General features: G+C 59.7%; 24 protein-coding genes. 3 read left to right on the forward strand and 21 right to left on the reverse strand.

Going from position 1 to position 25,697, the window contains the following annotated elements; translation table 11 throughout:
• Nucleotide 1 precedes the first annotated feature (1 nt).
• Together DI396_RS11585 and DI396_RS11590 are read right to left on the reverse strand one after the other, a co-directional pair.
• Nucleotides 2–1,264 carry a biopolymer transporter ExbB gene (locus DI396_RS11585; protein WP_110796383.1) on the reverse strand — a complete coding sequence of 421 codons (1,263 nt, stop codon included), beginning with the start codon at nt 1,262–1,264 and terminating at the stop codon, nt 2–4.
• 96 nt (nt 1,265–1,360) lie between these two features.
• Nucleotides 1,361–1,888 carry a gamma-glutamylcyclotransferase gene (locus tag DI396_RS11590; RefSeq protein ID WP_110796384.1) on the reverse strand — a complete coding sequence of 176 codons (528 nt, stop codon included), beginning with the start codon at nt 1,886–1,888 and terminating at the stop codon, nt 1,361–1,363.
• Nucleotides 1,889–1,955: 67 nt separating this feature from the next.
• Here DI396_RS11590 and DI396_RS11595 point away from each other — a divergent pair, with 67 nt between their 5' ends.
• Nucleotides 1,956–2,960: a DUF2125 domain-containing protein gene (locus DI396_RS11595; protein ID WP_110796385.1), complete on the forward strand. Its 1,005-nt coding sequence runs from the start codon at nt 1,956–1,958 to the stop codon at nt 2,958–2,960.
• 3 nt (nt 2,961–2,963) lie between these two features.
• Here DI396_RS11595 and DI396_RS11600 read toward each other — a convergent pair whose 3' ends face one another.
• The 7 genes from DI396_RS11600 to DI396_RS11630 all read right to left on the reverse strand — a co-directional run bounded on the left by DI396_RS11600 (nt 2,964) and on the right by DI396_RS11630 (nt 10,535).
• Nucleotides 2,964–3,734: an extensin-like domain-containing protein gene (locus DI396_RS11600; RefSeq protein WP_407936313.1), complete on the reverse strand. Its 771-nt coding sequence runs from the start codon at nt 3,732–3,734 to the stop codon at nt 2,964–2,966.
• A 2-nt stretch (nt 3,735–3,736) separates the two neighbouring features.
• Nucleotides 3,737–4,672 (reverse strand): prephenate/arogenate dehydrogenase family protein, encoded by a 936-nt coding sequence (locus DI396_RS11605; protein WP_235851848.1) that lies wholly within the window; start codon nt 4,670–4,672, stop codon nt 3,737–3,739.
• Nucleotides 4,669–5,754 carry a histidinol-phosphate transaminase gene (hisC, locus tag DI396_RS11610; protein WP_110796387.1) on the reverse strand — a complete coding sequence of 362 codons (1,086 nt, stop codon included), beginning with the start codon at nt 5,752–5,754 and terminating at the stop codon, nt 4,669–4,671. Before hisC ends, DI396_RS11605 begins: the two co-directional genes overlap by 4 nt.
• A gap of 199 nt (nt 5,755–5,953) precedes the next feature.
• Complete coding sequence (locus tag DI396_RS11615; protein ID WP_110796388.1) at nt 5,954–7,369, reverse strand: homospermidine synthase; 1,416 nt, start codon at nt 7,367–7,369, stop codon at nt 5,954–5,956.
• 156 nt (nt 7,370–7,525) lie between these two features.
• Nucleotides 7,526–8,146 carry a 30S ribosomal protein S4 gene (gene rpsD / locus DI396_RS11620; RefSeq protein WP_110796389.1) on the reverse strand — a complete coding sequence of 207 codons (621 nt, stop codon included), beginning with the start codon at nt 8,144–8,146 and terminating at the stop codon, nt 7,526–7,528.
• A 191-nt stretch (nt 8,147–8,337) separates the two neighbouring features.
• Nucleotides 8,338–9,402 (reverse strand): Hint domain-containing protein, encoded by a 1,065-nt coding sequence (locus DI396_RS11625; RefSeq protein WP_110796390.1) that lies wholly within the window; start codon nt 9,400–9,402, stop codon nt 8,338–8,340.
• A 116-nt stretch (nt 9,403–9,518) separates the two neighbouring features.
• The gene (locus DI396_RS11630; protein WP_110796391.1) at nt 9,519–10,535 is read right to left on the reverse strand and encodes a lipid A-modifier LpxR family protein; all 1,017 of its coding nucleotides are present in this window, start codon (nt 10,533–10,535) and stop codon (nt 9,519–9,521) included.
• 283 nt (nt 10,536–10,818) lie between these two features.
• On the opposite strand from DI396_RS11630, the gene DI396_RS11635 reads away from it, so the two are divergent.
• A complete protein-coding gene (locus DI396_RS11635; RefSeq protein WP_110796464.1) occupies nt 10,819–12,216 on the forward strand; it encodes an aminotransferase family protein in 1,398 nt (465 codons plus the stop codon).
• Between the two features lie 70 nt (nt 12,217–12,286).
• Here the strand turns inward: DI396_RS11635 and DI396_RS11640 are convergent, their stop codons facing one another.
• The 8 genes from DI396_RS11640 to DI396_RS11675 all read right to left on the reverse strand — a co-directional run bounded on the left by DI396_RS11640 (nt 12,287) and on the right by DI396_RS11675 (nt 20,632).
• The gene (locus DI396_RS11640) at nt 12,287–12,934 is read right to left on the reverse strand and encodes a DUF1523 family protein (RefSeq protein WP_110796392.1); all 648 of its coding nucleotides are present in this window, start codon (nt 12,932–12,934) and stop codon (nt 12,287–12,289) included.
• Between the two features lie 8 nt (nt 12,935–12,942).
• Nucleotides 12,943–13,230 (reverse strand): hypothetical protein, encoded by a 288-nt coding sequence (locus DI396_RS11645; RefSeq protein ID WP_110796393.1) that lies wholly within the window; start codon nt 13,228–13,230, stop codon nt 12,943–12,945.
• Entirely contained in the window at nt 13,227–14,669 is a 1,443-nt protein-coding gene (locus DI396_RS11650) for a DUF6638 family protein (protein WP_235851849.1), read from the reverse strand. Before DI396_RS11650 ends, DI396_RS11645 begins: the two co-directional genes overlap by 4 nt.
• Nucleotides 14,670–14,777: 108 nt before the next feature.
• Entirely contained in the window at nt 14,778–16,730 is a 1,953-nt protein-coding gene (locus DI396_RS11655; protein WP_110796394.1) for an AAA family ATPase, read from the reverse strand.
• Between the two features lie 45 nt (nt 16,731–16,775).
• The gene (locus tag DI396_RS11660) at nt 16,776–17,921 is read right to left on the reverse strand and encodes a hypothetical protein (protein ID WP_204362845.1); all 1,146 of its coding nucleotides are present in this window, start codon (nt 17,919–17,921) and stop codon (nt 16,776–16,778) included.
• Entirely contained in the window at nt 17,905–18,126 is a 222-nt protein-coding gene (locus DI396_RS11665) for a hypothetical protein (protein ID WP_110796396.1), read from the reverse strand. The genes DI396_RS11660 and DI396_RS11665 overlap by 17 nt, the downstream gene beginning before the upstream one ends.
• A 6-nt stretch (nt 18,127–18,132) precedes the next feature.
• Nucleotides 18,133–19,206 carry a hypothetical protein gene (locus DI396_RS11670; protein ID WP_110796397.1) on the reverse strand — a complete coding sequence of 358 codons (1,074 nt, stop codon included), beginning with the start codon at nt 19,204–19,206 and terminating at the stop codon, nt 18,133–18,135.
• A 217-nt stretch (nt 19,207–19,423) separates the two neighbouring features.
• Entirely contained in the window at nt 19,424–20,632 is a 1,209-nt protein-coding gene (locus tag DI396_RS11675; RefSeq protein WP_110796398.1) for a M24 family metallopeptidase, read from the reverse strand.
• A 295-nt stretch (nt 20,633–20,927) separates the two neighbouring features.
• Between DI396_RS11675 and DI396_RS11680 the strand changes: the two genes are divergently transcribed.
• Nucleotides 20,928–21,929: a P1 family peptidase gene (locus DI396_RS11680; protein ID WP_110796399.1), complete on the forward strand. Its 1,002-nt coding sequence runs from the start codon at nt 20,928–20,930 to the stop codon at nt 21,927–21,929.
• A 104-nt stretch (nt 21,930–22,033) separates the two neighbouring features.
• Here the strand turns inward: DI396_RS11680 and DI396_RS11685 are convergent, their stop codons facing one another.
• From DI396_RS11685 to glcF, 4 genes are all read right to left on the reverse strand, one after another.
• Nucleotides 22,034–22,495 (reverse strand): Hsp20 family protein, encoded by a 462-nt coding sequence (locus tag DI396_RS11685; protein ID WP_110796400.1) that lies wholly within the window; start codon nt 22,493–22,495, stop codon nt 22,034–22,036.
• Nucleotides 22,496–22,642: 147 nt separating this feature from the next.
• Complete coding sequence (locus DI396_RS11690; protein ID WP_110796401.1) at nt 22,643–23,503, reverse strand: trypsin-like serine peptidase; 861 nt, start codon at nt 23,501–23,503, stop codon at nt 22,643–22,645.
• Nucleotides 23,500–24,312: a trypsin-like serine peptidase gene (locus DI396_RS11695; RefSeq protein ID WP_110796402.1), complete on the reverse strand. Its 813-nt coding sequence runs from the start codon at nt 24,310–24,312 to the stop codon at nt 23,500–23,502. The genes DI396_RS11690 and DI396_RS11695 overlap by 4 nt, the downstream gene beginning before the upstream one ends.
• Nucleotides 24,313–24,374: 62 nt before the next feature.
• Nucleotides 24,375–25,697: a glycolate oxidase subunit GlcF gene (gene glcF, locus DI396_RS11700; protein ID WP_110796403.1), complete on the reverse strand. Its 1,323-nt coding sequence runs from the start codon at nt 25,695–25,697 to the stop codon at nt 24,375–24,377.

Raw genomic sequence — 25,697 nt, forward strand, 5'->3', positions numbered from 1 at the left:
GTCAGCCCTCCCCGCCCGCATCCGCACCATCATCGCTTTGGGCCAACCGCATCTTGCGTGGTCCGGTGCTGCGGTTTTGGCCCAAAGCACGGCCCAAGGCCGCTATATCGCTGCGCAATTCGGTCATGGTCTCTTGGCGTCCGGCGCTGATCTCTTCGAGAATGCGCAACATCTGCACATCGATCGACCGCAGCCGCATGCGGCTTTCGGCATCAAATCCGTCACTATCACCGGCGGCGCCCGCAGCCCCCGCCGACAGTGCTGCGGCTTGCTCCATTGCAGAGATCATCCGCTCTTGGCCCTCGGCAATCCGTTCCAATGCAAGATGGCTTTCATGCGCGGCCGATTGATCCCCCAATCGCAGGGTCAACCGTTCGACAGCATCCGCCAACACTCCCAGTTTTTCATCGACCTGCGCGCGGCGGACATCCGATTGCTCAAAGAGATCCTGAAGCGTTTCCATTTGCTCAGCCATATGGTCCAACACGCCCGCGACCACGTTATTTTCAACGCTGCTATCGCCGCCTTCGGATGCGAAGCCCACGCGGGTGATGGTCGACAGCCATTCTTCCAACTCCCGATAAAACCGGTTCTGCCCATGTCCGGCAAACAATTCCAAAAGCCCGACAACCAAGGACCCCGACAAGCCCAATAATGACGACGCAAAGGCCACGCCCATGCCGCCCAATTGCGCCTCAAGCCCGGTCATCAACCGGTTGAACACCGCGACTCCGGTTTCGCCATCTTTGGGGGCAAGGCCGCGAATCGTATCGACAAGCGCCGGAACCGTCGTCGCCAACCCGTAAAAAGTCCCCAAAAGACCGAGGAAAACCAATAGGTTGACAATATACCGCGTGACATCCCTGGCTTCATCGATGCGCGTCGCCACGCTATCAAGAATCGATGCGGATGAACTTGCCGCAATTTGCATCCGCTTCGATCGCGACCGCAGCAACGCCGCCAGCGGCGCCAAGAGACGCGGCGCCGTGACGCCCTCGCGCTCGGTGCTGTCACGGGCGAAGGCTTCGATCCAGCGCACCGAAGACACCAATTGCGCCACCTGCAAGAAACAGGACACCACGCCAACCGCGAACACGAAGACGATAAAACTATTGAGATAAGGATTGGCTTCGAATACCGGCATCACCCGTGGCAGTGCAAGGAAGACCCCCGCGCCCGCCAAGGCCAGTGCAATGAGCATCGACATGATCTGTCGCACCGGTTGAGTGAATTGCGGATCGGCCTCGCGGTCCGGATGCGCCATGCGCAGGGCTCCTGAACTCTGGTTTTCTTTGCCAAAGCTTAATCGCAAAACCCCGCCCACGCCAAGAGATTTAGCCGCCGCAGGCCACGACAGTGATCACAACAACGCGCGCACCCGCGTGCTCAGCCAATTCAAATCGGCATCGCCAAGCCCCAAGTCATCCAGATGCTGCGAGGTATTGAAGAGATATTCGCTGTTTGGACCGCGCCCACCATGCGCGCGGGCGATGATCTGCGCCTGTTCTTCCAACGCCAGGCCACCGCAATATTGCACATGGTTCGGATCAACCACATAGGTCACCGCGACCTCGCGCCCGCCGCCACGCAACTCGACCTCTAGCTCGCGTTCCACATAGGCAGAAGACACCAATTCGCGGTCGCGCAGATAGGCCATAACCGCATCAGAACGGGCATCCTCAACCCGAAAGGCCACCCCCTCGCAGGCCGCGCCCTGCATCGCGTCCAAGGCCAGAACCAACCCGGGATTTTCATCGGTGCCACGATGATGGATCGAGCGCATGCAAAAGCTGCGCGCATAATCCGGCAGGCGTGCAATCACCCGTTCCTCGACCTCAAAACCGGGGTTCCATACCAAAGAGCCGTAACCGAATACCCAAAGTGTCATGATGCTGGTCCTTTTGCGCCCGCCCTTATAAACACGGCAACACGGACGGCAAAAGAGGGCAAATGCGATGCGGCGATTGATAGTCTTGGTGATTGCGGCGGCGCTTTTATGGTCGGGCTATTGGGTCGTCGGCGCCCGCGCCCTGCGCGGCGGTATAGAGACATGGTTCGAGGCGCGCCAATCCGAAGGTTGGGTTGCCGAGTATTCCGATCATGCGTTGCGTGGCTTTCCAAACCGCTTTGACAACACGTTCAGCGATCTGTCTTTGGCCGACCCGGCCACTGGCCTCGCATGGCAAGCGCCATTTTTTCAACTTTTCGCACTCAGCTACCGGCCCACACATATCATCGCCGTCTGGCCCAACAGCCAGTTAATTGCCACACCCCTCGCCAAATTCGACATCGACAGCACCCGCATGCGCGCCTCACTGCGTGTTGCGCCGCGCGGCTCTCTTGCCGTCGAACGCGCGGTGTTCGAAAGCGAATCTGTCGCCATCCGCACCCGCGAAGACGGCGGAGAATTAACCTTGGAGCAGTTGAATTTCGCAATGGAACGCGCCGCAGGGTTCGAGCGTCGCTATCGGTTCGGAGTCGACGGCACAGGGGTTTCGCCATCGACGCCAATGCGTAAACTCATTGATCCGCAGGGCCGACTTCCGGAGGCGTTGGGCACGCTCAAAGCAGATACGATCATCGAATTTGATGCGCCCTGGGACCGGTTCTCTATTGAGCGCGCACGACCGCAACCGGTGTTGATCGACCTGAAATTAGCCGAAGCCACATGGGGCGATCTGCAATTGGCGGCGGCAGGGAGCCTGACCATCGACGCGCGCGGCATCCCCACGGGGCGCATCACCGTCAAGGCCCGAAATTGGCCCGAGATCATCCAACTGGCCCGTCAATCAGGCATTCTACCCGAGGCGATGGTCAATCTGACCGAACGGGCGTTGGGCACCTTGGCGCAAATGGCGGGCAACCCGAAAACTCTTGATATTCCACTAGATTTCAAAGGCGGCTTGATCCGGCTGGGTCCTCTGCCCATTGGCCACGCGCCGCTGATCCGTCTACGCTGAACCCTATCGGCAATAGCTGCCGCTGCGGTAGCGCGCCGTGTCGAAATGGAAATGATCGCGGTGGAATTTATTGGCGTTCGGGCCCAGGACCGTGCCGAATGGCCCGCAGGCCGCCCCATGCATTTTCTTCAAGGCGCGACCTTCACGGCCGCGCGCCCAATCGCGCAACACGCTGATGTGCGTGCCATTAACCAAGGTAAATCCCGAAATATCAATCGCGCGGCCCTTGCCATGTTCGGAGATTTTCGCGCCGCGTTGATTGTTGCGGGTGCGGCACGCGTAATGCGCCGCCACGCGGATGGTTTTCACGCCGCCGCCGAGGTCACCCACCGCCGGCTTCATCCCCCGATCCACCCATGATTTAAGCGCCTTCGCGGTGCCGCAGTCCATCACCGACGCCGTGCTCAGCGCCACACCGGACACCGACCGCACCCGCACGGCATCGGCCACGCCGCAGCCATTGAGGCGACCGGGCACACGGCCCATGGCATCGCCTTGAATGGCAATATCCTTGCAGACAGCCCCCTTCTTGGCCAATTTGCGTGCCTTGCGGCCCGTGGCCTCGACCGTCTTGCCGCGCGCGTTCGGACGCAAGGAGCGCAACAAACCAAGTTGTTTTTTCTGCGTCTCTTGCGCGGGATTTTGCGGCGCGGTCTGCGCAGCGGGCGCCCGATCCGAACCGGCGCGCGCGACAGGGCGTAGAGAAACCTCCGGCGCGGCCGCCGCCGCCATGCCAGCGCCCAAGATGAGCGCCAAAATACCACCTATGCGCAGGCTCAACTGCCCGCCTTGGAGCGACCGAAATCGGGCGCATCGGTGTCTTGGCCCGCTTCGATGATGCCGCGCCGGATCGCCCGCGTGCGCGTAAAATAGTCATGCAGCATATCGCCATCGCCGGTGCGAATTGCCCGTTGCAGCGCAAAAAGCTCTTCGGTAAAGCGCCCCAAAATCTCCAACGTCGCCTCTTTGTTGTTCAAAAACACATCGCGCCACATGGTCGGGTCCGATGCGGCGATCCGCGTGAAATCGCGAAAACCGGCGGCAGAATATTTGATCACTTCGCTGTCGGTCACGCGGCGCAAATCATCCGCCACGCCCACCATCGTGTACGCAATCAAGTGCGGCGTATGGCTGGTCACGGCAAGCACAAGATCATGATGCTCGGCGTCCATTTCCTCGACATTTGCGCCCAGCCCCTCCCAGAACCCGCGCAATTTCGCCACGGCGGCGGCGTCGCTACCCGCAGTGGGGACGATCAAACTCCACCGATTGTCGAACAATTCGGCAAATCCCGACCGCGGGCCGCTGTGCTCGGTGCCCGCCAATGGGTGCGCTGGAATGAAATGCACACCAGCGGGAATATGCGGGGCAATGGCCGCGATCACGGCGGCCTTGACCGATCCCACATCCGAAACCGTCGCACCAGATTTCAACACCGGCGCGATCTCGGCGGCAACCGCGCTCATCGCACCAACGGGGACACAAAGCACGACCAAATCCGCACCCTCTGCGGCCTCTGCCGCGCTGTCACACACACGGTCACACAGCCCGATTTCACGCGCCGTGGCCCGTGTTGCCTCCGACCGCGCATAACCGGTTACCTCGCCCGCCAATCCGGCGCGTTTGATCGCCCAAAACATCGACGATGCGATCAAGCCAAGCCCGATCAGCGCGACGCGGCCATAGACCGGATTTTGCTTCGGCATGCTCATGTCTCCGCCCCCAGAAACTGCCCGATCGCATGGGCCACACGGCGGCAAGATGCCTCGTCGCCGATGGTGATGCGCAAACACTGCGGCAATTTATATCCCGTCGTTGCCCGCACAATCAGACCCTGCGCATTCAAATGGGCATTGCAGGCCTCTGCCTGCGCCGCGCTCTCAAACCGTGCCAAAATGAAATTCGCCGATGACCGGTCGGATGGCACGCCCACGTCGGCCAACGCCGCCGCCAACCAATCGCGCAATCGTGCATTCTCGGTGCGGCATTTCTCGGCATAGGCACGGTCGCGCACGGCCGCCTCTGCGGTGACCAAGGCCGGTTGGCTCAAATTGAACGGCCCGCGAATACGGTTCAGAACGTCAATGATGTCCTGCGGACCATATCCCCATCCAACCCGCAAACCGCCCAATCCGTACAGCTTGGAAAAAGTCCGCGTCATCACCACATTCGGCCGGACCGTGGCCAAAGCCGCACCGCCATCATACCCTTTGGCATATTCGGCATAGGCGCTGTCGATCACCAAAATCGTATGATCCGGCACCCCATCAGCAAGCCGCGTCAATGCGGATTTGGAGAGCATCGTGCCGGTCGGGTTGGCTGGATTGGCAATGAACACCAATCGCGTGCGGTCATTGCAAGCCGCCAAAATCGCATCCACGTCAACGACGCGGTCGCATTCGGACACCTCAACCGGTGTCGCCCCCGCCGCCAAGGCCGAAATCCGGTACATCGAAAACCCGTGTTCGGTGTGGATCACCTCATCACCCGGCCCCGCATAGCATTGGCACAAAAAGTGAATGACCTCGTCCGAGCCAACCCCGCAAATGATCCGCGCCGGATCAAGCCCGTGCACCTCGCCAATGGCCGCGCGCAGGTCCGCGTGATCCGTCGACGGGTAGCGGTGCAACGTATAAGACGCACGGCGAAACGCCTCTAATGCCGCCTCCGAGGGGCCAAAAGGGTTCTCATTCGAGCTGAGCTTAACCACCTGTTCGACGCCCTCGATCTTCGAGGCCCCCGATTGATACAGGCTGATCTCCATAATGCCGGATTGCGGCGTAATCTGCGTCATCGTTAAATTCTCCTGCAAACCTCTTAACCGCGCGCAGCCCCCAAGGGAAGAATGAACCCGCGATCAGGCGCACTGCGGCATTTCGCCCCCGCCCGTTCAAAGGGTTCATTGCCCGCGCGCCCTTTCTGCTTTCTCTTAAATATCCCCGCCGGAGGCTCCGACCATCGCCGCGCGCGATACCGCCCGCCGCAACGCCGCCTCAGGTCGCCAGAACATTGCGAAACTGCCAAGGATCATTCTCGTCGATATCTTCGGGGAAATGCTCCCAACGATCCTGCAAGGGCGTCCAATCGGTGTAATGCGCCTCCACCGGACCAAGATACGGGCGCTGCACCTCAAGGCATCGCGCATGATCCATCTCATCAGTCTCCACAATCCCCGCAGTCGGGTTCTCAATCGCCCAAACCATACCGGCCAGAACCGCCGACGTGACCTGCAATCCGGTGGCGTTTTGGTAGGGCGCAAGGTCGCGCGCCTCGGCATTGCTCAGGCGCGATCCATACCACAGGGCATTTTTCGCATGCCCATACAGCAGAACGCCCAATTCATCGATGCCCTCGACGATCTCGTCTTCGGTCAGGATGTGGTGCACCTGCTGCTGACGCCCCGATCCGAACATCTCGTGCAGGGACAGAACCGCATCATCGCAAGGGTGATAGGCGTAATGGCAAGTCGGGCGATAGGCCGGCGCATCGGGCGCGCCGACGGTGTAATAGTCCGAGATTGAAATCGCCTCGTTATGCGTCACCAAATAGCCGAACTGCGGCCCCGGCGTCGGACACCATGTATGCACCCGCGTGATCGCACCGGGACGTTCGAACCATATCCCCGCCTGACATCCGACATCGTGACGATGCGCCGTTTCGGGCATCCATGTCTCGTGGGTGCCCCATCCCAATTCGGCGGGCTGGAACCCTTCGGCAATGAACCCCTCGACCGACCACGTGTTCACGAACACATCGCGCGGGCGCGGGGTGCGGCGGGCTTGGGTGTCGCGCTCGGCAATATGCACGCCCTTGACGCCCAGATTTTGCATCAACCCCGCCCATCCGGCGCGGTCCTGCGGCGCGGTGGGATCGGTACCGGTGTCCTTGGCCAACTCCAAGAGCGCCTCTTTCACGAACCAACTCACCATGCCCGGATTGGCCCCGCAACAGGACACCGCCGTTGTCCCGCCCGGATTGGCGGCCTTTTCGTCGCGCACGGTTTGGCGCAGGGCATAATTGGTCCGCTCGGCATTTTCGGTGGTGTCAAAATAGAAACCCGCCCAAGGTTCGACCACCGTGTCGATATAAAGCACACCAAGTTCGCGGCAAAACTTCATGATATCCAAAGACGAGGTATCGACGCTGAGGTTCACGCAAAAGCCTTTGCCGCCTGCGAACAGCCCGCCCAAAACCGCGCGGTAGTTTTCCGCCGTCAAAGCCACCTGTTCGTGGCGAATGCCACGTTGCTTGAGAAAGGTCGCGCCCGCATCCGAGGGGTCAATCACGCAAAACTGTTTGGCGTCATAGTCGAAATGCCGCTCGATCAAAGGCAAGGTACCGCGTCCGATCGATCCAAAGCCGATCATCACAATGGGGCCATCAATATGGCCATAAACGGGATAGGTCATCGGGAGCTCCTTCGGGTTGCGGGCCCTATGGCCCACGAAAAGACATGCGCGTCATAGCGGGCCGCGCGCGGTTGAGGCAAAGAAAAACCGCTGCCCCAAAACGAAAAAGGGCCGCTCCTTTCGGTGCGGCCCTTCCTCGATTGGATCGACGCAGGATTAGTTCTGCGCGTAGAATTCGATCACGAGGTTCGGCTCCATCATCACAGGATAAGGCACGTCGCCCAAGCCCGGTGTGCGCACGAAGGTCGCTTTCATTTTCGAGTGGTCCGCTTCGATGTAATCGGGCACGTCGCGCTCGGCCAATTGGGTGGCTTCGATCACAACTGCGATCTGTTTGGAACGATCACGCACTTCGATCACGTCACCCTCTTTCACACGGTAGGAGGGAATGTTGACGCGTTTGCCATTCACGGTCACGTGGCCGTGGTTCACGAATTGGCGGGCCGCAAAAACGGTCGCAACAAATTTCGCGCGATACACAACGGCATCGAGGCGGCGTTCGAGCAAACCAATCAGGTTCTCACCGGTGTCGCCTTTGACACGCTCTGCTTCACCAAAGATGCGGCGGAATTGCTTCTCGGTCAAATCGCCGTAGTAGCCTTTCAGCTTCTGCTTGGCGCGCAACTGCAAACCGAAGTCCGACAGTTTGCCCTTACGGCGTTGACCATGTTGGCCGGGGCCATATTCGCGGCGGTTCACCGGGGATTTCGGACGGCCCCAGATGTTTTCGCCCATACGGCGGTCAATTTTATACTTGGCAGACGTGCGTTTGGTCACGGCTGATCTCCTTTCGAGTAAGGTCGCCACGACATGCAGCGATGGAAAGGGCGTTGTCCTCTGGCCGAAGCCCGACAGGCATCCTCTTGCGAGGGCCACCAACACCAATGAAAGCGCGCTTATACAGCCGCGCGAGGCGGAGTCAACAGTTACCAAAGACCGGTAGCAAATCATGTGATCCGCGTGATGGCTTACGCCGCCTCATGCCCCAAAATCGCCGCCTCGGAAGCGCTCAGATTGCGCCGCGCAAAATCCCCATAACCAAGCGGATCTTGCTCCAACTGTGGCAGATGCTCCAACAGGCGCCGGCGGTCTTCGGGGCTAAGCGTGCCAAGCGCGGCATTGGCCGGATGGAAGCTTTCGGTTTCGACACCGTTGGCCCAAACGATTTGATGTGACGGCAACAAAAGATGCACATAAGTCACCTGCCGCACCTTGAGATCGACAACGATGTCCGAGCCGTTCACCAAATCCTTGGCTGCGACCAACACCTCGGAGGTGTTGAACAACGCCCGCGCCTCATCCCCCTGAATGAGCATCCGGTGCTCGGGCGACACCAGCAATTCCGCATCGGGGCGTTCGATCCCCAAAGCACCGGTGCGAATACGGATCGGGCGCAACTTCGGCATCGCAAACAGGCGCGCGCCGCTCATCCGGCGCGATCCGGTCCATTGAATTTCCTGCGCGCCGCTGTCTTTGGTCAACACGCGGTCGCCTTCGCGCAAATCCTCGACCGCGCGCGGCCCGTCTTCGCAGCGGATCAGCGTACCGGGGGTGAAACAAATGATCCCGCCTTCGCCGGCACCCGATTGGGTCTGCACCGCAGTGTCCAATGTATGGTGCACGATCCACAAATCCGCATCGCGCGGCGGCACCTCATCAAGGAACATCAACAGGGGCTGTGCGCGCCGTCCGACATTGATCAAGGTTACGGTATAGGTTTTGGCACCATCGGTGACGACGAAACTGCTGTCTCGAAGGGTCTCATTCAGATCGACTTGCCCCGCCTGCGGGGTCTGGGCCACCGCCGCACCCACAAGACGGCGCACCATGCGCGCCGCACGTTTGCGAAGTTCTGCTTCTCCGTCCGCCTGCTCCAACCGCAATATGTCACTCGGCCCATCCACCCGCACGGCATCCCCGCGCCAAGACCATGCCGCGCCCACATTCAATGCCTGAACGGGTGCGGCCTCTAGACCATCAACTACTGTTTGCGACCAGGAAATGACGAACGTGCCTCGAAAGCCCGTTTTCATGCCTGTCTGCTGCCTCGATTTTACATCTTTATTACCGAAAGGTTAACAGAGCCAAAGCCCCCTGCCTAGAGACGTTGACGGTCATAAATGCAAGTTCTGGAAACTGTGGCAGAAAATCAAAAGTCGAGGTTAAGCCGCAGCGAGCCGAGCACCTGCCCCTCGCCCTGACCGACGAATTCCTCGCCCAGATAGGTCAGCCCGTAGAACACCGAGCTGGTTTCGCCCTGCCAATGCATCCCCAAACGCGCACGACGCCGCGCATCGGTCAATTGATAGCCGCGATTTTCGGGCAAGAAGATGCTGCTGTCGACAGAGGCCACATCCGCCCCGAGGATAAAGCTATACCCCGTCTCGCCATTTTCGGTGGTGCGGTAGCGTTGCCCGCTGACCGGATCCCGCACCAGCAATTCACCAAGACCCACCGAACCGATGGTCAAATCCGCCCCCGCCCGCAACAAGGTTTCCGCCCCCGCCCGCGCTTCGACAAAGGGGCGCAACCGCATGGTGCCAAAATTAACATCGCGCCCTGCTTCGAACACCAATGTCGGGTGCACGCCATTGCCAATCTGTGCATCGCGCACGGCGGATGATGCCGCATCCCGGCCCAGCAAATCGTGTAAGCCGGTTTGAAATCCATCAAGGCCAGTCTGTTTGCCGGTCACAACCAGATCCGCCCCAAGCGACATTTCCGTTTCGCCCCGCACAAAATGCGTGTGGGCGCCCCAAGACAACGCTCCCGCAAAGGGCCGGTCGCCCGCCGCCGGTGTGCCAAGGTGATCGGGGGCCATGACCTCGCCCAGGAACCGAAATTCCACCACATCCCCCACGCGGGAGGGCAAGGCACCGGACCACGGCGCGCGACCAAAAACACGGCTCGAGGCCACCGAACCGGTGCGCCAACGGTCCTGCCCGTCGCCGAGCAAATCGTTGTTGATCAATCGCCCGTAACCGATTTTCGAATACCCGCCGCGCGCCGGCGCTACGGGGCCTTCGGTCGGTGCAGCGGTCCGTTCCCCGGCTGCGCCATCGGGCGCATCCACGGGGGCGAAATCGGCCTCTTGGGCCCAAAGCGGTGCGACATTCAAAGATACAGCAAGCGCGGCAGCGCCAAAAAGCGGGGATATTCGAGGCATGCAAAGGTCCGAACGTTGGGAGGGGTATTGTTGCCTAACACTAGTCCGCCAAAGCGATTCTCGCCACCACCCCCATACCAACTGAGAAAAAACTGCGGGGGGTGCGGCGCAATTGCCGCGCAGCGGCCAACAGCAGCAAAGGCCAGCACCGTATTTCCCACCCTTGCAAAGTGGCCACATTTGCGCGCAGGATTTGCTTCAACCGCTTGCGCGCGGCGCTGCGACACGCCTGCGCCGCATCCGCCCATTGCGACTTTTAACCTTGACCGAACGGAGCCCTCACATGGACAGCACCCTACACGGCAATGACATCGAGAAAATCGTCTCGGCCGACCGTGCCCACGTCTGGCATCACCTGACCCAACATAAACCGTTTGAAACCGGCGCGCCGCGGATCATCACCGAAGGGCGCGGCATGAAGGTATGGGATCATAATGGCAAGGAATACCTCGACGCGGTGTCTGGCGGCGTTTGGACCGTCAATGTCGGCTATGGCCGCGAACGGATTGCCGATGCGGTGCGCGACCAATTGGTGCAATTGAACTATTTCGCCGGGTCCGCCGGATCGATCCCCGGCGCGCTCTTTGCCGAAAAACTGCTTGAGAAAATGCCGGGCCTGAGCCGGATGTATTATTGCAACTCCGGCTCCGAAGCGAATGAGAAAGCGTTCAAAATGGTGCGCCAGATCGCCCATAAGAAATACGGCGGGGTGAAACACAAAATCCTCTATCGCGCGCGCGATTATCACGGCACGACCATCGGATGCCTGTCGGCAGGCGGGCAGCAAGAGCGCAACGCCCAATACGGCCCCTTTGCGCCGGGGTTTGTCGAGGTGCCCCATTGCCTTGAATACCGCAAAGAGGATCAAGATCTTGGCCATCTGTCGGGCGCCGATTATGGCCGCGCTGCCGCCGATGCGATCGAGGCCGTCATCCTGCGCGAAGGGCCCGAAACCATTGGCGCGCTCTGCCTGGAGCCGGTCACCGCAGGCGGCGGCGTCATTGTACCGCCCGAAGGCTATTGGCCCCGCGTGCAGGAAATTTGCCAAAAATACGATATCTTGCTGCATATCGACGAAGTGGTTTGCGGCGTCGGGCGCACCGGCACATGGTTCGGATATCAACACTACGGGATCAAACCCGATTTCGTCACCATGGCCAAAGGCGTGGCCTCGGGCTATGCGGCGATTGCCTGCCTTGTCACCACCGAAGAGGTGTTCGACATGTTCAAATCCAATCTCGACGATCCGCTCGATTATTTCCGCGACATCTCGACCTTTGGTGGCTGTACGGCGGGCCCGACGGCCGCCTTGGTCAATATGGACATCATCGAGGAAGAAGGCCTTTTGGCGAATACTGTGGCCATGGGCGAGCGGTTGGTCGCCAACCTGACCGCTCTGGCGGGCAAACACGAGGTCATCGGCGATGTGCGCGGGGCGGGTCTGTTCTGCGGCGCGGAGCTTGTGAGCGACCGCGCGGCGAAAACACCCGTGGACGAAGCACTCGCCGCCAAGGTTGTCGCGGAATGCGGGGCGCAGGGCGTCATCATCGGCGCGACCAACCGTTCGGTGCCGGGTTATAATAACACGCTGTGTTTCTCGCCCGCCTTGATTGCCACCGCACAAGATATCGACGCCATCACCGGCGCAGTGGATACCGCATTAACCCGCGTCTTTGGCTAAGAACTGACACGAAAACGGCGTTGCGAGGACAGGCCCCGCAACGCCGTTTTTCTATTTTACAAGCGCGCGTCTATTTGCTGCGCCAACTGCCGATCCACCGCGAAAGCCGCCCGCGTTTTTCGGCGATATTATCGCCCGCCGCTTCCCAGCTATCGCCGGCATCCTCAAGCAGCGGATCAATCGAACGTTCGCGAAATTGCAACCAGATCCGGCGCACCATCAACAAAAGAATCAAAAGCACCCCAAGGAAGATCGTGTTGAACCATGGCCAACCCGTCCCGACATCCGGTCCCGCAACAGGCTTGATCGACACCGCATTGGGATAGATCGAAAAGAACTCGTTGCGCCAACCATAATGGGTTATTTTGACCCATGTCGGATTGCTCTTGGTCGATATCTCGTCTGCCGCCTCTGCCTGTAGGTTCGAACTGTCGAACTTGAAATAGGGCGGCCAGATCCAACCGGTGTCCTCATTGCGATACACCATCACCTTGCCGTTCGGGCGCACCGTATTAATCAAGCGCACATCGCGCGTGGTGCCGTCGATATTACCGCTGTCGGCTTGGGCGTAAAACCGGCGGTTCCATCCGGTGAAATCAGTGCGGATCACTTCGGTCGCGGTCACCCGCACGATGTCATGTTGCGGCAAAACATAGTGAAAGAACGCGAAAGTGATCAACGCGAGAAGCCCGTAGAAGGTCCATTTGATGTAATACATATCCAGCCTCAGGAAAAATTATTCAGGTAGACCAAGGCGATCACTGCGACAACCGGCAGCACAAAGATCAACAAGATCAGTTTCTTGCGCAGCGAACCCTCATAGGACGCCATTCCATCTTCGATATAGGCATTGCGCGCCGGATCGTCAGCCCCCAAGGGCGCGTTTTCATGCGCCGCGTCCCAACGTTTTTCAAGCTTCTCGCGCCGCACCGAACGCGAATATAGCGAGACGATGAAATAGATCGCCGTCAATCCAATTATGCCCACAATGGCCAATCGCACAAATCCAATCATCGCCGCTTCTCCTTCGATTTAGATTTGGCCTTCTTCTTACCGCGTTTTTTGGGCTTATCCCACGGCCCTGTTTTATCTTGCGCCCCGCGTTTGGCCTGCGCGGCAGCGAAGGCGCCCCACGGGCCGACCCGCGTTACAAGGTCTTCGCGCGGGGCGGGGCCGCTGTCATCCATCGGCGCATCATGGGCAAACAACGCCGCGCGCGCGCCGGCTTTATCGGCCTGATAGGCGCGCTCCAGATAGTCCGCGACATAGGTCTTCTTCGCCTCGGGCCAGCCCGCATAAAGCCGGTAAAACAGATCCTTATGGCAAATGAACAATTGCCGGATGTCCTTTGGCGCAAGCTCCGCCAAAAGCATGTTCACCAGATCGCGTTGCGGCACATCGGCGGCGCGCAACGTGTAAAAATAAGCCGGATGCTCGGAGGTGATAGACGGCCATTTGCCCGCCCCTGTCGCCCAGCGCAACATTTGCTCCAACCCGAAAAACGCCTCGGGCAGAATTTCGGCATGGCGGCGCGCAAGGCGGTGCAAGACATTGTCTTCATTGCCGATGTGCACGCCCTCGATCCCCGCCACCGCATCCACGGCGATAAACTCCATCTTTTGGCGCAGGATCGCCGCCGCATTGATGCCGCGCGCCTTTACAATCGGTTCCACCAATCCGTTGTCCGCCAGATAGCGCGCGATGGCATTACGGTCGGTCATATCAATCACGCGGTCCACCGGCACCGGGCCAAGATCATCCGCATCCGGCGCGATCACCGAAGGTTGTATCACATCGCGGATCACGTAGAGCCCGCCATAGTGCGCGGTCCAAAAATCGCCCTGTTCGAACTGCGTCTGCCGCAGCTTCACCGGCGTGTGCGCCAACCCCCCGCTTTGCCGCGACAGGTCGATCATCTCGCCGATCAACGTCTCGTCATACCATGCGTTTTCCGCGCTCAAAAAACGGTCCACACGCGCGGCCAAAGCAGCGACATTGGCGAGGCTACCCTCGGTGGTATCGGCCTCAACCGTGATCTTGCGCAGGTCGAACAGACGCGCGGGACTATCGATCCGGTAGACCGAATTCATCAATTCCCCGCCCAAAGCATCGCGCGCCGTCAGCGCGAAAATCTGCGCCTCATTGGCATCGATAAAGGCGCGTAGAATCCCCCGCGAGGTGGAAAACTTCGCCCCCAAAAGCGGCGCGCGTTTCTGATCCGGCGAAAGCAGGATAAACTGCCGGTTACATCCTCCCTGATTGAGGTAGAGCGGATCGGCCAATTCTTCGCCCACCTCTGGCGAGAACCCCGAAATATCAACATAAAAATCCGTCAGCGCCGTCTCATGCCCCGTCAGTTTTTTGAGCGCACGGTTATAGCGCGCGACCAAAGCGGGGCTGTCCACGTGGTAAAGATTGCCAAACATCAGGCCCTTTTGGATAAGGCGCTTCATAGCCTGCGCACCGCATCACCGGCTGCATCAACCGCTGCGCCCGCCCGCAAAGGGGCGGATTGGCATCGCCCGCTCATGCCGGACAATCCGTCAAAGCTACTCAAGCGATCACCCATTCTTCCCCTCCAAATACCGCCGCTTGGCCTCTTCCTGCCGTCCGAAATCCCGCACCATATTGTCGATGGCGACCTCGTCGCTTTTATCGGCGTAGCGGAATTCGCTGTCGGCATAACGGTTGATCTCTTGCAAGACCATTTGCGGCGTTACCGCGACACGCAGATCCTCGATCATCGCCTTTTTGGTGTCGTAATCCTTGAAGAGGAACAGCTCGGGGTTCTCCATCCATTCATCGGGCAATTCGAAATCCATCGCGCGGACTTTGACCGCATCGGTGATGTTCTTGATCGCGCGGCCCGTGAAGCGGTCATCGGCCTCCTGGATCGCTTTGAGATACCCGCCGAGTTTGGCAATCGTATCCAGCCCGCCGATGTTTTCCTCGACGCGGCCGAACACGTCGATCAACCCGGCCTCTTGCGGGCGATTGTGGTTCTCGAAACTCGCCGCGACGGCGCGTTTGATTTCCTGCGCGGCGAAAACCTCGTGATCGCCAAGCGGAATATCGTGATGTTTGCCCATCAAGAGCGCCAGAATGTCGATGTAATCCTCGCGGGACTGCGGCCCGTCCACCAAGAACCGCGCGCCCGCCCGTTGGCGCAGGGCATCGTCGACATTCTCGGGATAGTTGGAAAACATGCCAAAGGTGCAATTGCCGCGCACCACCGTATTGGCGCCCGCGAAGCTTTCCATCAAAACCGCTGTGATCTCGAGTTGCCCCGCCGAAGATTGCCGGTCCCCGCGTTTGCCCGCCAATTGGTCGATATCGTCAATCGTGCCAAACCCGATCACCGAAGGGTCGAGCACCGTATTGATAAAGGCCTTGGCGTTTTGGCCCGACTTGCCTTGATAGCTGTCGATATTGTCGGTCGACAGGTTTTGATAGCGAAACGGATACCCCGCCACAGCACAGTAATCATTCAACAATCCGGCCATCATTTGGATCAAGGTCGTCTTGCCGGTCCCCGGCTTTCCATCGCCCATAAAGGTGAAAATAAACCCGCCAAGTTCCGCAAACGGGTTCAATTTCCGGTCAAAATCATAGGCCATGAGCATTTTTGCCAACCGCATCGCTTGGTATTTGGCGATATGGTTGCCGACCACCTCATGCGGTTTTTTGAAGGTCATGGTGAGCGTGCTGCCCTTGCCCTTTGAGGCGGGGGTAAAGCCGCGCAGGGTCAGGTCATCGGCCTCAACCTTCCAACTCGCGCCGGTAAAGGCCGCAAGGCGCGGCGCGGTTTGGGCGCGCAGGGCGATTTTTTCCATCGCTTGCTCGGCATAGGCGGCGATCACTGCAATCAGCCGCCCGTCATCCGTGCCCAGCGCAGCGATGTCTTGGTCCAATTCCCAAATCATCCCGTGCAGCGCCAATTGCGCATTGTCGGTCAGGATTTCTTCGACCTCGCCGACCTCGACAGTGACTTCGCCCTGCATAGGCCCGGTCAAAAACGCCGCCGCATTGGCAAAGACATAAGACACGGCCAAGGCCTCGGCGCTCAAAAGCTCGCCAAACTCACCCTTGCGATTCTCGGGCAATCCGCCCTCAAGGTTGGCACGTTTGAGCGCCCTCAAACCCGTTGCTTCGGCAAAATTCTCACCCACGGCGAGACCGATCGCCAAAGACCGGCGCAGCGCGTGCAGGGCGCTGGCCTGCGCGGGAGAGACCAGCGGATCATCGGCCCCCACCCCCTCTATGGTGGCGGCCAATTGCACACCTTCGGGCCGCGCGGTCGAACGCGTCACCAACCCGGGCGTGGTAGAGCGGAACCGCCGGCGTGTGCCGATGCCAGCAGAGCGTTCAGGAGCGGCGGCCGCGTCCTTGCCCCGACCAATGCCCTTGCCGATGCGCGGCGTGTGATCGACGCCTTCCAGCATCGCGGTCGCCGCCGCGTAATGCTTGGTGATATCGCTTTCACGCAACTCCATCAGATCACTGGTCAAACTCATCTCTTACGCCTTTTTGTTCATCTCGTGGCCGATATATCCGCCGCATCATGTATAGCTCAGAACCCGCCCCTGCGGGCTGACCACAAATTTCCGAATGCTGTTGAACCCTGCAGGCCGCATTTCTTCCAACACTTGATAAGGGCGTTCGGGCAGGATGATCATCCGCTCGGTCGACGTGGCCCCCGTGTCCGCCCCCCGCCCCGAAAACGGATCAAGCGCATAAACCTCGCGCTCCACCGTGCTCAACCATCCGGCGCGCTCCTCGCGCACCTTTTCGGAGAGCAGCTCTTCCAGCGTCCAGGCCATCGCCCAATCTTGCCCCACCGGAGATTTGGCCGTCGCGAGCACATCGGCAATCGGGCCGGATTGGCGGGTGAAAGCATGGCTATACATCGGCCCCAAATGAAACCGGCGCAGGCGCTTGGGGTGCAGATCGTCAAAACTTTGGTCGAACCCCGCCGCAATCGTCACCAACTTCAGCCCGCCCAAAGCTTGCCCCATGAGATGCGCCTGCACTTCGGGCCAACGCCGTTGATCGCGCGCCAGCGCATATTTTCCGGTGTCTTCGACCTCCATGATATAAACGGTGGGCAAGTTATACTGGCTGTCATACACCGCCCAGTGCAGCACATAACGGCGGCGTAAATCGCGCCCCTCGCCGGTATTTTCCACCCAAATCGCTTCGGGATCGTTGCGGGCCCAAAACAGGCCGCCCTTGGCCAATTCTTCGTAATAGAGCCGCTGGCTGAGCGCATATTGCAATTTCACCGGCGTTTCAAAATCCGTGGTGATTTTCTGCACCATGTCTTGCTTGAGCCGCTCGGCGCTCGGGGCTTGTGCCAAATGCCGCTCGGCTTGCATCGCATCATTGGCCATGACCAACAATTCCGCCGCCACCGGAAATCCGCTTTCGACGGCGTCAAAGCTCATGGCGGTCAAGAACCGCTCGCTCGCCTTGCCGGTCAACAGATATTTGAGCGCCAAGGCCTTGAACGTAAACCCGAGCGCCACCTGATAGCGCCCCAGAATATCGACATCTATGTCGTTCAACCGGCCCTCGGCGCGCATCTGCGCCGCAACGCGCCCCATATGGGCGGTGATCGCTTCGAATTTGGCAAAATACCGCCGCGCTGCGAACCCGTCGGTAAGCGCCACATGGTCCTGCGTCAAAGTGCTACCGCTTGATGTCATCGTCGTCCCATTCCGCCTCGCGCCGGTTTGGCTGCCCCTCCAGAAGCCGCCAAAGGATGCGCCATTTGTCCATCAAAACCACGGCAAAAACGGCAAATCCTATACCCGCCAAAGCCATCGATCCAACCGCCGCACCGGCGATAAAAACCGCCCCGCCGACCAGACCCGCAATCAACCAAAGCTTTATATCACTGTCGCCGCCCATTCCGGATCAACTGCCGTAAAGGTTCTTGTCGTGCTTCTCGACGATCTTTTCGAACCGACGTGCGAACCGCTCGTCGGCCTTGGCCTTGGCCTCCAGAACCTGCCGCGCGAAGACCATATTGTCCTCATGGCTCTCGAGCATATCGGCCATCCGTTGATTGGTCGCAGTGCCGATCGCCGCCATAGAGGCCTGCGCTTCCTTATCGGTCTCGACCCCGATCTCGTTGATCCGATGCGCCACGTCCTGTTGTTGCGCGGTTTTGAGAGATTTGGTCAAAGCATCATATAAAACAACGCGTTGCTTGGTGTCTGTTTGCAGTTTGTTGATCAAAACCATTTGCGTCGCCGCCTGATTTTGCAAACTGTCGACCCATGTTTTGCCCTTCTCGATATAGCGTTCAAGCGTCTGGCTTTTGGCCAATTTGACCTGCTCGCCCTGCACCATCGCGTTATAGGCTTTGTTCAGATCGGCCAATTCAGTTTCCAGCCGTGTGCGCGCCGCAGCGTCCTGCTCGACCGAGATTTCATTCTCCAACGCGATGATCTTTGGATCCATGGCAAGGATCTCGGCGCGCAGGGTCTCCAACTCGCCCACCGTAAATTCGCGTTCGTCCAGCGTGCCGGTGAGGTTGTCTTCGACCCGCGTTTTTTGCTCTTCCAAAACCGCCAACTGACCTTGCAAAAGCTGCGTAATCACGTCGGATTTGGCGATGAGGTCTTGCAACTTGTCGTCAATGCTTGCGGTTTTCATCCGCTCTTGGCGCATCGATTCCGATTTGCCTTTGGAGAAAATGCCGACAAAACTTTCCCATCCGGTTTTCGACCGCATCTCGTTGAAGTCTTTAGAAAAAGCCGATGTGACATCATCCAGACCCATGATCAATTCGGCGATATTGGCATTCATTACCTCGGTATGCGCGTGCACATCCTCAAGCGTGGCATTCTCGATGTCGATATTCGCCTCGCCGCTGTCGATTTTGCCGCGGGCGCTTTCGATCCGGCTGGTCAGCTCGGAGATTTTCGCCTGTGCCGCCGCGACCTGCTCTTGGCTTTCGCGCATCTGGGTTTCAAAATTGGCCATACATATCCCTCATAAAATTGTCGTTACGAATAGGATATGGGGGTATGTAACACGGATTTACATAGCCCCGCCCCCGCTTTGTCAGAACTGTTGCAAAACCGCCGAGATAAGGGAAGAAAAAAGGCGAACCCGCCAACCCGCCCGCATCCCCTTAGGCCGGCCCAACGCCATGCCAGAGCTTCTCGAACCCCGCGAAATCGTTTGACCTACGCAGCCCCTAACCGATCACATTATGCTCCGGCCCATATGGGAACCCGGTGATATTTTCGGCGGTCTCGTTTTCGATGATCAAGATATCATGCTCGCGGTATCCGCCCGCGCCTGCCGTGCCTTCGGGGATCGTCAACATCGGCTCCATCGACACCACCATGCCCTCTTCGAGCACTGTGTCGATATCCTCGCGCAACTCCAAACCTGCCTCGCGGCCATAATAATGCGACAGGATGCCAAAGCTGTGACCGTATCCGAAACTGCGGTATTTTAGCAGATCGCGCTCGGCATAAAATGCGTTGATCTCGGCGGTGATCTCGTCACATCGCGCACCGGGTTTGATCAACGACAGCCCCAATTCATGCGCCGCCACATTGGCCTCCCAAATCTTCAAACTGGCCGCATCCACCGCGCCCGCGAACAAGGTGCGTTCAAGCGCGGTGTAATAGCCCGAGATCATCGGAAAGGTGTTGAGGCTCAAAATATCGCCCTGCATGATCGCCCGCGATGTCACCGGATTATGCGCGCCATCGGTGTTGATCCCCGACTGGAACCACACCCATGTATCGCGGTATTCGGCATCCGGAAAGGCGCGGGCAATCTCCAATTCCATCGCATCGCGCCCTGCCATCGCAACGTCGATCTCGCGCGCGCCGATCTTGATCGCATCACGGATCGCCGCACCCCCCAAATCGGCAATTCGTGCGCCTTCGCGGATCAATGCGCGTTCGGCGGGGGATTTCACCATCCGTTGATACATCATCGCCTCGGACAGGTCCAAAATCACCATCGGGTCCAAATGGTGCTCCAACGCATCGCGCATCTGAAGCGTCAAATGATCGCCCTCATAGCCGACCACCTCATCGCCATCGACGATACTGGCCATCGCGCGCCAAAAATTGCCGCGCGCCCAATCGGTATAGGTCAAACTTTCGCAATGGCTGCGCCGCCAGGGTTGCCCGCCGTCAATCCCCGCCGAAATCACAACAGCGCGGTCCTCGGTGACCACCAACCCGTAAGGCCGCCCAAAGCTGCAATACAAAAAGCCCGAGTAATAGGCGATGTTCTGCATCGAGGTGAGCACGGCGGAGCTGACCCCCATATCCTCCATCGCGGCGCGCAAACCGGCCAGCCGCGCGGCATATTCCTGCGCACCAAACGGCAGCGCCGCGCGGTCCCCATTGGGCATAAATTCAAATGCAGTGCGTTCAGTCATCACGACCTCCCCAAACAAAAAGAAAGGTCCCGGCGTTCAGGACTGTTAGGCCTCACATTCAGAAGACGCCATCCTCCGCAGCCATGCCGGATGCTATCATGGCGCCGCCGCCAAGACACGCGAAAACCACACCCGCGACTTGCAAGGTTTTGCAACCTTGCACCCGCCGCCCGCGCTGCCAATAGTATCCGGTAATCCCGTCTGTCCCCGATTGTATATCTGCGCTGCATGTCCCGGGGCGAGATCCACCGCACCGAACCCGCAGCCCCACGACCACACAGCAAAGGCCCCTGCCATGACATCCCCCACGACGCCTCCCCCGCGCAATCTCATCACCGATGTCGCCGGACTGCGCGTCGGCAATGCCTCTGACGAGGCGATCAAAACCGGCTGCACCGTGCTGATCGGGGATGCGCCTTTTACTGCGGGCGTGCATGTCATGGGCGGTGCCCCCGGCACCCGCGAAACCGATCTTTTGGCCCCCGATAAAACCGTTGAACAGGTCGATGCGCTGGTGCTGTCGGGCGGCTCGGCTTTTGGGCTTGATGCCGCCTCCGGCGTGGCCGATGCCCTGCGCGCGCAGGGGCGCGGTTTCGCCGTGGGCGATCAAAACGTGCCGATCGTGCCCTCGGCCATTCTCTTTGACCTGATCAACGGCGGCGATAAAAACTGGCCCGAGAACCCCTATAAATCCCTCGGCAAGGCCGCGCTGAATGCTGCGGCCGAGATCTTCGATCTGGGCTCTCATGGGGCGGGGACCGGCGCGCTGACCGCCAACCTCAAAGGCGGGCTTGGCTCGGCCTCCATCCGGCTACCGTCCGGGCACACGATTGGCGCATTGGTCGCGGTCAACGCGCTTGGCGCCGCCACAGTGGACGGCGGCCCGCATTTCTGGGCGGCCCCCTTTGAGCAAAACCGCGAATTTGGCGGCAAGGGCGTGGCGCATTCCTATGGCGAAACCCACACCCCGCCCACCAAAATGAACGCAGGCAGCAATACCACCATCGGCATCATCGCCACCGATGCGGATCTGTCGCAATCGCAATGCACCCGTCTGGCCACCGCCGCCCATGACGGTTTTGCCCGCGCGCTCTTCCCGTCCCATACCCCGATGGATGGCGACCTGATCTTCGCTGCGGCCACCGGCGCGCGACCACTGCAAAATCCCGCCGCAGATACGCTCTATCTGGGCCATGCCGCCGCAACCGTCATGGCCCGCGCCATCGCCCGCGCGGTGTTTCATGCCAGCCCCGCTGCGGGCGATATGATGCCAACCTATGCAGCGGTTCACGGCTAAGTCTTTGCGCGGCCCGCGCACGCTTGGCACACAAAAGCCCGCCCCGACACGCCTGTCGGGACGGGCTTTCTCGCGGTTCAGGGACGCAAACCGCGAGAAGAAGGTTAGTTGACCGTTTGGCCTTCAATCGCCTGATCGCCGGCGGCGCGTGAGATCGCAATCTGCCGCGGCTTCAAGGCCTCGGGCACTTCACGCACCAGATCGATATGCAGCATTCCGTCGGCATATTCTGCGCCGGTCACCCGCACATGATCGGCCAATTGGAACCGCCGCTCGAACGCCCGTGTGGCGATGCCGCGATGCAAATAGGTCTTCTCTTCGGTCTCTTCGGATTTACGCGCGGTGACGATCAACGCATTTTCGCGCAGTTCGACACCAAGGTCGGCCTCACCAAACCCGGCAACAGCAATTGAAATCCGCCATCCGTCTTCGGCGGTTTTTTCAATGTTATAGGGCGGGTAGCTTGGCGCGGCGGCATCGGATTGCAACATCCGGTCCATCATATCGGCAATCTGGTCAAAGCCGACCGATTTACGATAAAGCGGAGCAAGGTCAAAATTTCGCATGGGAATCCTCCATTGAGCGATACCAAAAGTAAGCGCGCCTTCCAGTCGGGACAGACGCAGTTTCAACAGCAGCGACCCTCACGAGGCGTCGCTACGCATCCTATTTGGGGATGTTGTTTTTGGGTTTCAAGAGGCGCGCGCGCCGCCTCAGTTGCCCTTGGCGCGCACAAACTTCGCGCCGCCAGAGTTGCCCAACCGGCGCACGGTTGGCTTGCCCCCCGCGCCGGTTCCGACCGTGATGCGCTTGGCCCCCGCAGAAGCGGTCAAGCCGCTGCTGCGCGCGCCGCGCAACCCGTATTTGAGCGAGGCGACAATCTCGGGCAATTCCATACCGAAGGAAATTGTCTTGCCATCCGCGCTGCGCCCCGCTGAAATCAACGACAGGATGCGCGCCCGCCCACTTTCGCGGACAAAGACCGGTGCGCCGGACGACCCGTGCGTCACGTCGCAATCAAAGGCCATTAATCCGGCCTCACGCCGCAGCAAGCCACATTCTTTTTGCCGCGACAACGCCTCGGACCGGCCGCGTCCGTAGGACACCACGCTGACCCGTTGCCCGACCGCCAGACCGGAATGCAAATTGAACGGCTGTGCCATCGTGCCGGGAATCGCATATTCCAATTGCAGCAAAGCCACGTCATGGCGGGTATTTTCCGCCCCGGTGCCGCCACGCGGGCGATAGTCCGGATCCGCCACCGCGCGGATCACCTTCATTTCAGCGACGGCGCGGCCGTCATGATATCCGGCGCGAAAGCGCATCTTATCGGTCGATCTCTCGGCCCCGCTGCGCGTGTCATAAATGCAATGCGCCGCCGTCAAAACCAAATCCGGCGCGACCAAAACGCCGGTGCAATACCCACCGGAAAAATCAAGCCGCCCGACCGCCTCCCATCCCAGAATATCGCTGGGATGGCCAAGCCGCTTAAGGCCGGTATTCTCTGCAAACGCAGGCAAAACCGCACCAAAAGCCACAACAAGACCAAATAGTATGCCGCGCGCCGCTCTCATGGTTTGATAAACTTCGCGCCATCGGCGCGCCGCGCTGACCCGGCCACAACACGCCCTGCCGCCGTTGAGCCATATCCATTTCCCGCCGCCAGTTCAGCGCGCAAAATCTCCAAAGGCACCTCCAACTGCGTGCCCAGCGCGACCTGCTGGCCATTGACCGTGGCCTTGGCCGAAACCACCGATACGATTTGCGGCTCCCCGCCTACGAAAGAAAAAATCGGCGCGCCGGAACTGCCGAAGTCCACGTCACATGACATGACCAAAGCACCTTGCTGGCGCGCCATCACATGACAAATTTCCTGCAAAGACGGCGCGTCCGAACGCCCCCGTGCGTAGGACACCACACCGACGGCCGCACCTTCGCGCGGGCGTGTATTGGTGTCAAACGGCCGCACCGTGGTGTTGCGAATGGGGTGGTGCAGCTCCAAAAGCGCCACATCATTGCGCACCCGCTCTGCACCGACCTCGCCATCATAAACGTATTCGGGATGGACCACCGCGCGCTTGATCCAGCGATAGGCCGTTGCGCGGCCATTGCGCCACCCCGCCAAAAACTCAATCTTCTCGTGATCGATCCGCGCCTTGCTGTCTGTGTCAAACAAACAATGCGCGGCCGTCAGCACCAGATTGGGTGCGATCAACGCCCCGGTGCAAAACCCGCGCCCATCCACATCCAAGCGGCCAACGGCCTCCCATCCACGGTTGTCATCGATGGTATCCAGACGGCGCAATTGAGCATCTTGCGCGGCGGATGCCAGTGGCGCAAAAGAAAAAATCGCGTATATAATCAATCGGATAAACCGCAGCATTCCAATTCCTCAAGAATTTGTTAGCCTTGAGTAACGCCCGCTTGCGGCGAAAATAGGGCAGATTAGCGCAAAATCGGCACGGGCTGCGATGAAACGGGATCGGCGCTCATTGCCGGCGGTTTCGGCCCGCCCGTGGCCCAATCAAGCAACTCGACCGTATGCACCACCGGCACGCCCGCATCCGCGCCCAATTGCATCATACATCCGATGTTGCCCGCCGCGATCACATCCGGTTTGAGCGCCCCCAAAGTGGCCAGTTTGCGCGCTTTGAGCTTGGCGGAGATCTCTGGCTGCATCAAATTATATGTCCCCGCAGAGCCACAACACAGATGACTGTCGGCGGGCTCCAACACCGTGAATCCGGCCCGCGCCAAAAGGGTCTTAGGATGGCTCTTGATCTGTTGCCCATGCTGCAAGGAACAGGCCGCGTGATAGGCCACTTGCATCGGCGCGGCCCCGCCTTCAGGCAGGTCGAGATCGATCAGAACTTCGCTGACGTCCTTGGCCAATGCGCTGATCCTCTTGGCTTTTTCGGCAATGTCGGAATTGCGGAACATATGCCCGTAATCCTTGACCGTGGTGCCGCACCCCGATGTGTTGATCACAATCGCATCCAGCCCCCCCGCCGCGATTTCGGCATCCCATGCTTCGATATTGGCGCGGGCGGCGGCGTGGCTTTCCTTCTCTTTGCCCATGTGGTGCGTCAACGCCCCGCAGCATCCCGCGCCCTTGGCAACAACCACCTCGCATCCCAGACGGGTCAAAAGCCGGATCGTCGCATCATTGATATCGGTGTTGAGCGCCTTTTGCGCGCAGCCCGTCATCAGGGCCACCCGCATTTTACGCGGGGCCTGCGGCGCAAAGCGTTGCGGATCGTCATTGCGGCTAACCGGCGGGATATGTTTGGGCGCCATGGCAATCATCGCGCGCAATCGCGCATCCGGCATCGCCCATGCAAAAGGCCGCGCGATTTTTGCCCCCAACAACGCCAGACGAAACCGTGTGGGATAGGGCAGGATGCGCGCCAAAATCCACCTGAGCGCCCGATCCGAAAACGGGCGTTTGTAGCGCTCTTCGATATAGGCGCGGGCATGATCAACCAAATGCATATAATGCACCCCCGATGGGCAGGTCGTCATGCAAGCCAGACAGCTCAAACAACGATCAATATGCCCGACGGTTTTGGCATCCGGCTGCCGCTCGTTTTCGAGCATATCTTTGATCAGGTAAATCCGCCCGCGCGGGCTGTCCAATTCGTCGCCCAGCACTTGATAGGTCGGGCAAGTCGCAGTGCAAAACCCGCAATGCACGCAGGCGCGCAGAATTTCATTGGCGCGCGCGGTGGCGGGATTTTCAAGCTGTTTGGGGGTGAATTCAGTGCGCAT

This window comes from Litorivita pollutaquae, from assembly GCF_003205515.1.
Classification (GTDB): domain Bacteria; phylum Pseudomonadota; class Alphaproteobacteria; order Rhodobacterales; family Rhodobacteraceae; genus Litorivita; species Litorivita pollutaquae.

Coding starts and splice junctions, on each gene's coding strand:
- DI396_RS11665 (WP_110796396.1), bottom strand. CDS start 18,126: ATGGGCGGCGACAGTGATATAAAGCTTTGGTTGATTGCGGGTCTGGTC.
- DI396_RS11595 (WP_110796385.1), top strand. CDS start 1,956: ATGCGGCGATTGATAGTCTTGGTGATTGCGGCGGCGCTTTTATGGTCG.
- DI396_RS11680 (WP_110796399.1), top strand. CDS start 20,928: ATGACATCCCCCACGACGCCTCCCCCGCGCAATCTCATCACCGATGTC.
- DI396_RS11695 (WP_110796402.1), bottom strand. CDS start 24,312: ATGCTGCGGTTTATCCGATTGATTATATACGCGATTTTTTCTTTTGCG.
- hisC (WP_110796387.1), bottom strand. CDS start 5,754: ATGACGCAGATTACGCCGCAATCCGGCATTATGGAGATCAGCCTGTAT.
- DI396_RS11635 (WP_110796464.1), top strand. CDS start 10,819: ATGGACAGCACCCTACACGGCAATGACATCGAGAAAATCGTCTCGGCC.
- DI396_RS11690 (WP_110796401.1), bottom strand. CDS start 23,503: ATGAGAGCGGCGCGCGGCATACTATTTGGTCTTGTTGTGGCTTTTGGT.
- DI396_RS11645 (WP_110796393.1), bottom strand. CDS start 13,230: ATGATTGGATTTGTGCGATTGGCCATTGTGGGCATAATTGGATTGACG.
- DI396_RS11590 (WP_110796384.1), bottom strand. CDS start 1,888: ATGACACTTTGGGTATTCGGTTACGGCTCTTTGGTATGGAACCCCGGT.
- DI396_RS11670 (WP_110796397.1), bottom strand. CDS start 19,206: ATGGCCAATTTTGAAACCCAGATGCGCGAAAGCCAAGAGCAGGTCGCG.
- glcF (WP_110796403.1), bottom strand. CDS start 25,697: ATGCGCACTGAATTCACCCCCAAACAGCTTGAAAATCCCGCCACCGCG.
- DI396_RS11630 (WP_110796391.1), bottom strand. CDS start 10,535: ATGCCTCGAATATCCCCGCTTTTTGGCGCTGCCGCGCTTGCTGTATCT.
- DI396_RS11675 (WP_110796398.1), bottom strand. CDS start 20,632: ATGACTGAACGCACTGCATTTGAATTTATGCCCAATGGGGACCGCGCG.
- DI396_RS11650 (WP_235851849.1), bottom strand. CDS start 14,669: ATGAAGCGCCTTATCCAAAAGGGCCTGATGTTTGGCAATCTTTACCAC.
- DI396_RS11655 (WP_110796394.1), bottom strand. CDS start 16,730: ATGAGTTTGACCAGTGATCTGATGGAGTTGCGTGAAAGCGATATCACC.
- DI396_RS11625 (WP_110796390.1), bottom strand. CDS start 9,402: ATGAAAACGGGCTTTCGAGGCACGTTCGTCATTTCCTGGTCGCAAACA.
- DI396_RS11615 (WP_110796388.1), bottom strand. CDS start 7,369: ATGACCTATCCCGTTTATGGCCATATTGATGGCCCCATTGTGATGATC.
- DI396_RS11660 (WP_204362845.1), bottom strand. CDS start 17,921: ATGACATCAAGCGGTAGCACTTTGACGCAGGACCATGTGGCGCTTACC.
- DI396_RS11685 (WP_110796400.1), bottom strand. CDS start 22,495: ATGCGAAATTTTGACCTTGCTCCGCTTTATCGTAAATCGGTCGGCTTT.
- DI396_RS11605 (WP_235851848.1), bottom strand. CDS start 4,672: ATGAGCATGCCGAAGCAAAATCCGGTCTATGGCCGCGTCGCGCTGATC.
- DI396_RS11640 (WP_110796392.1), bottom strand. CDS start 12,934: ATGTATTACATCAAATGGACCTTCTACGGGCTTCTCGCGTTGATCACT.
- DI396_RS11585 (WP_110796383.1), bottom strand. CDS start 1,264: ATGGCGCATCCGGACCGCGAGGCCGATCCGCAATTCACTCAACCGGTG.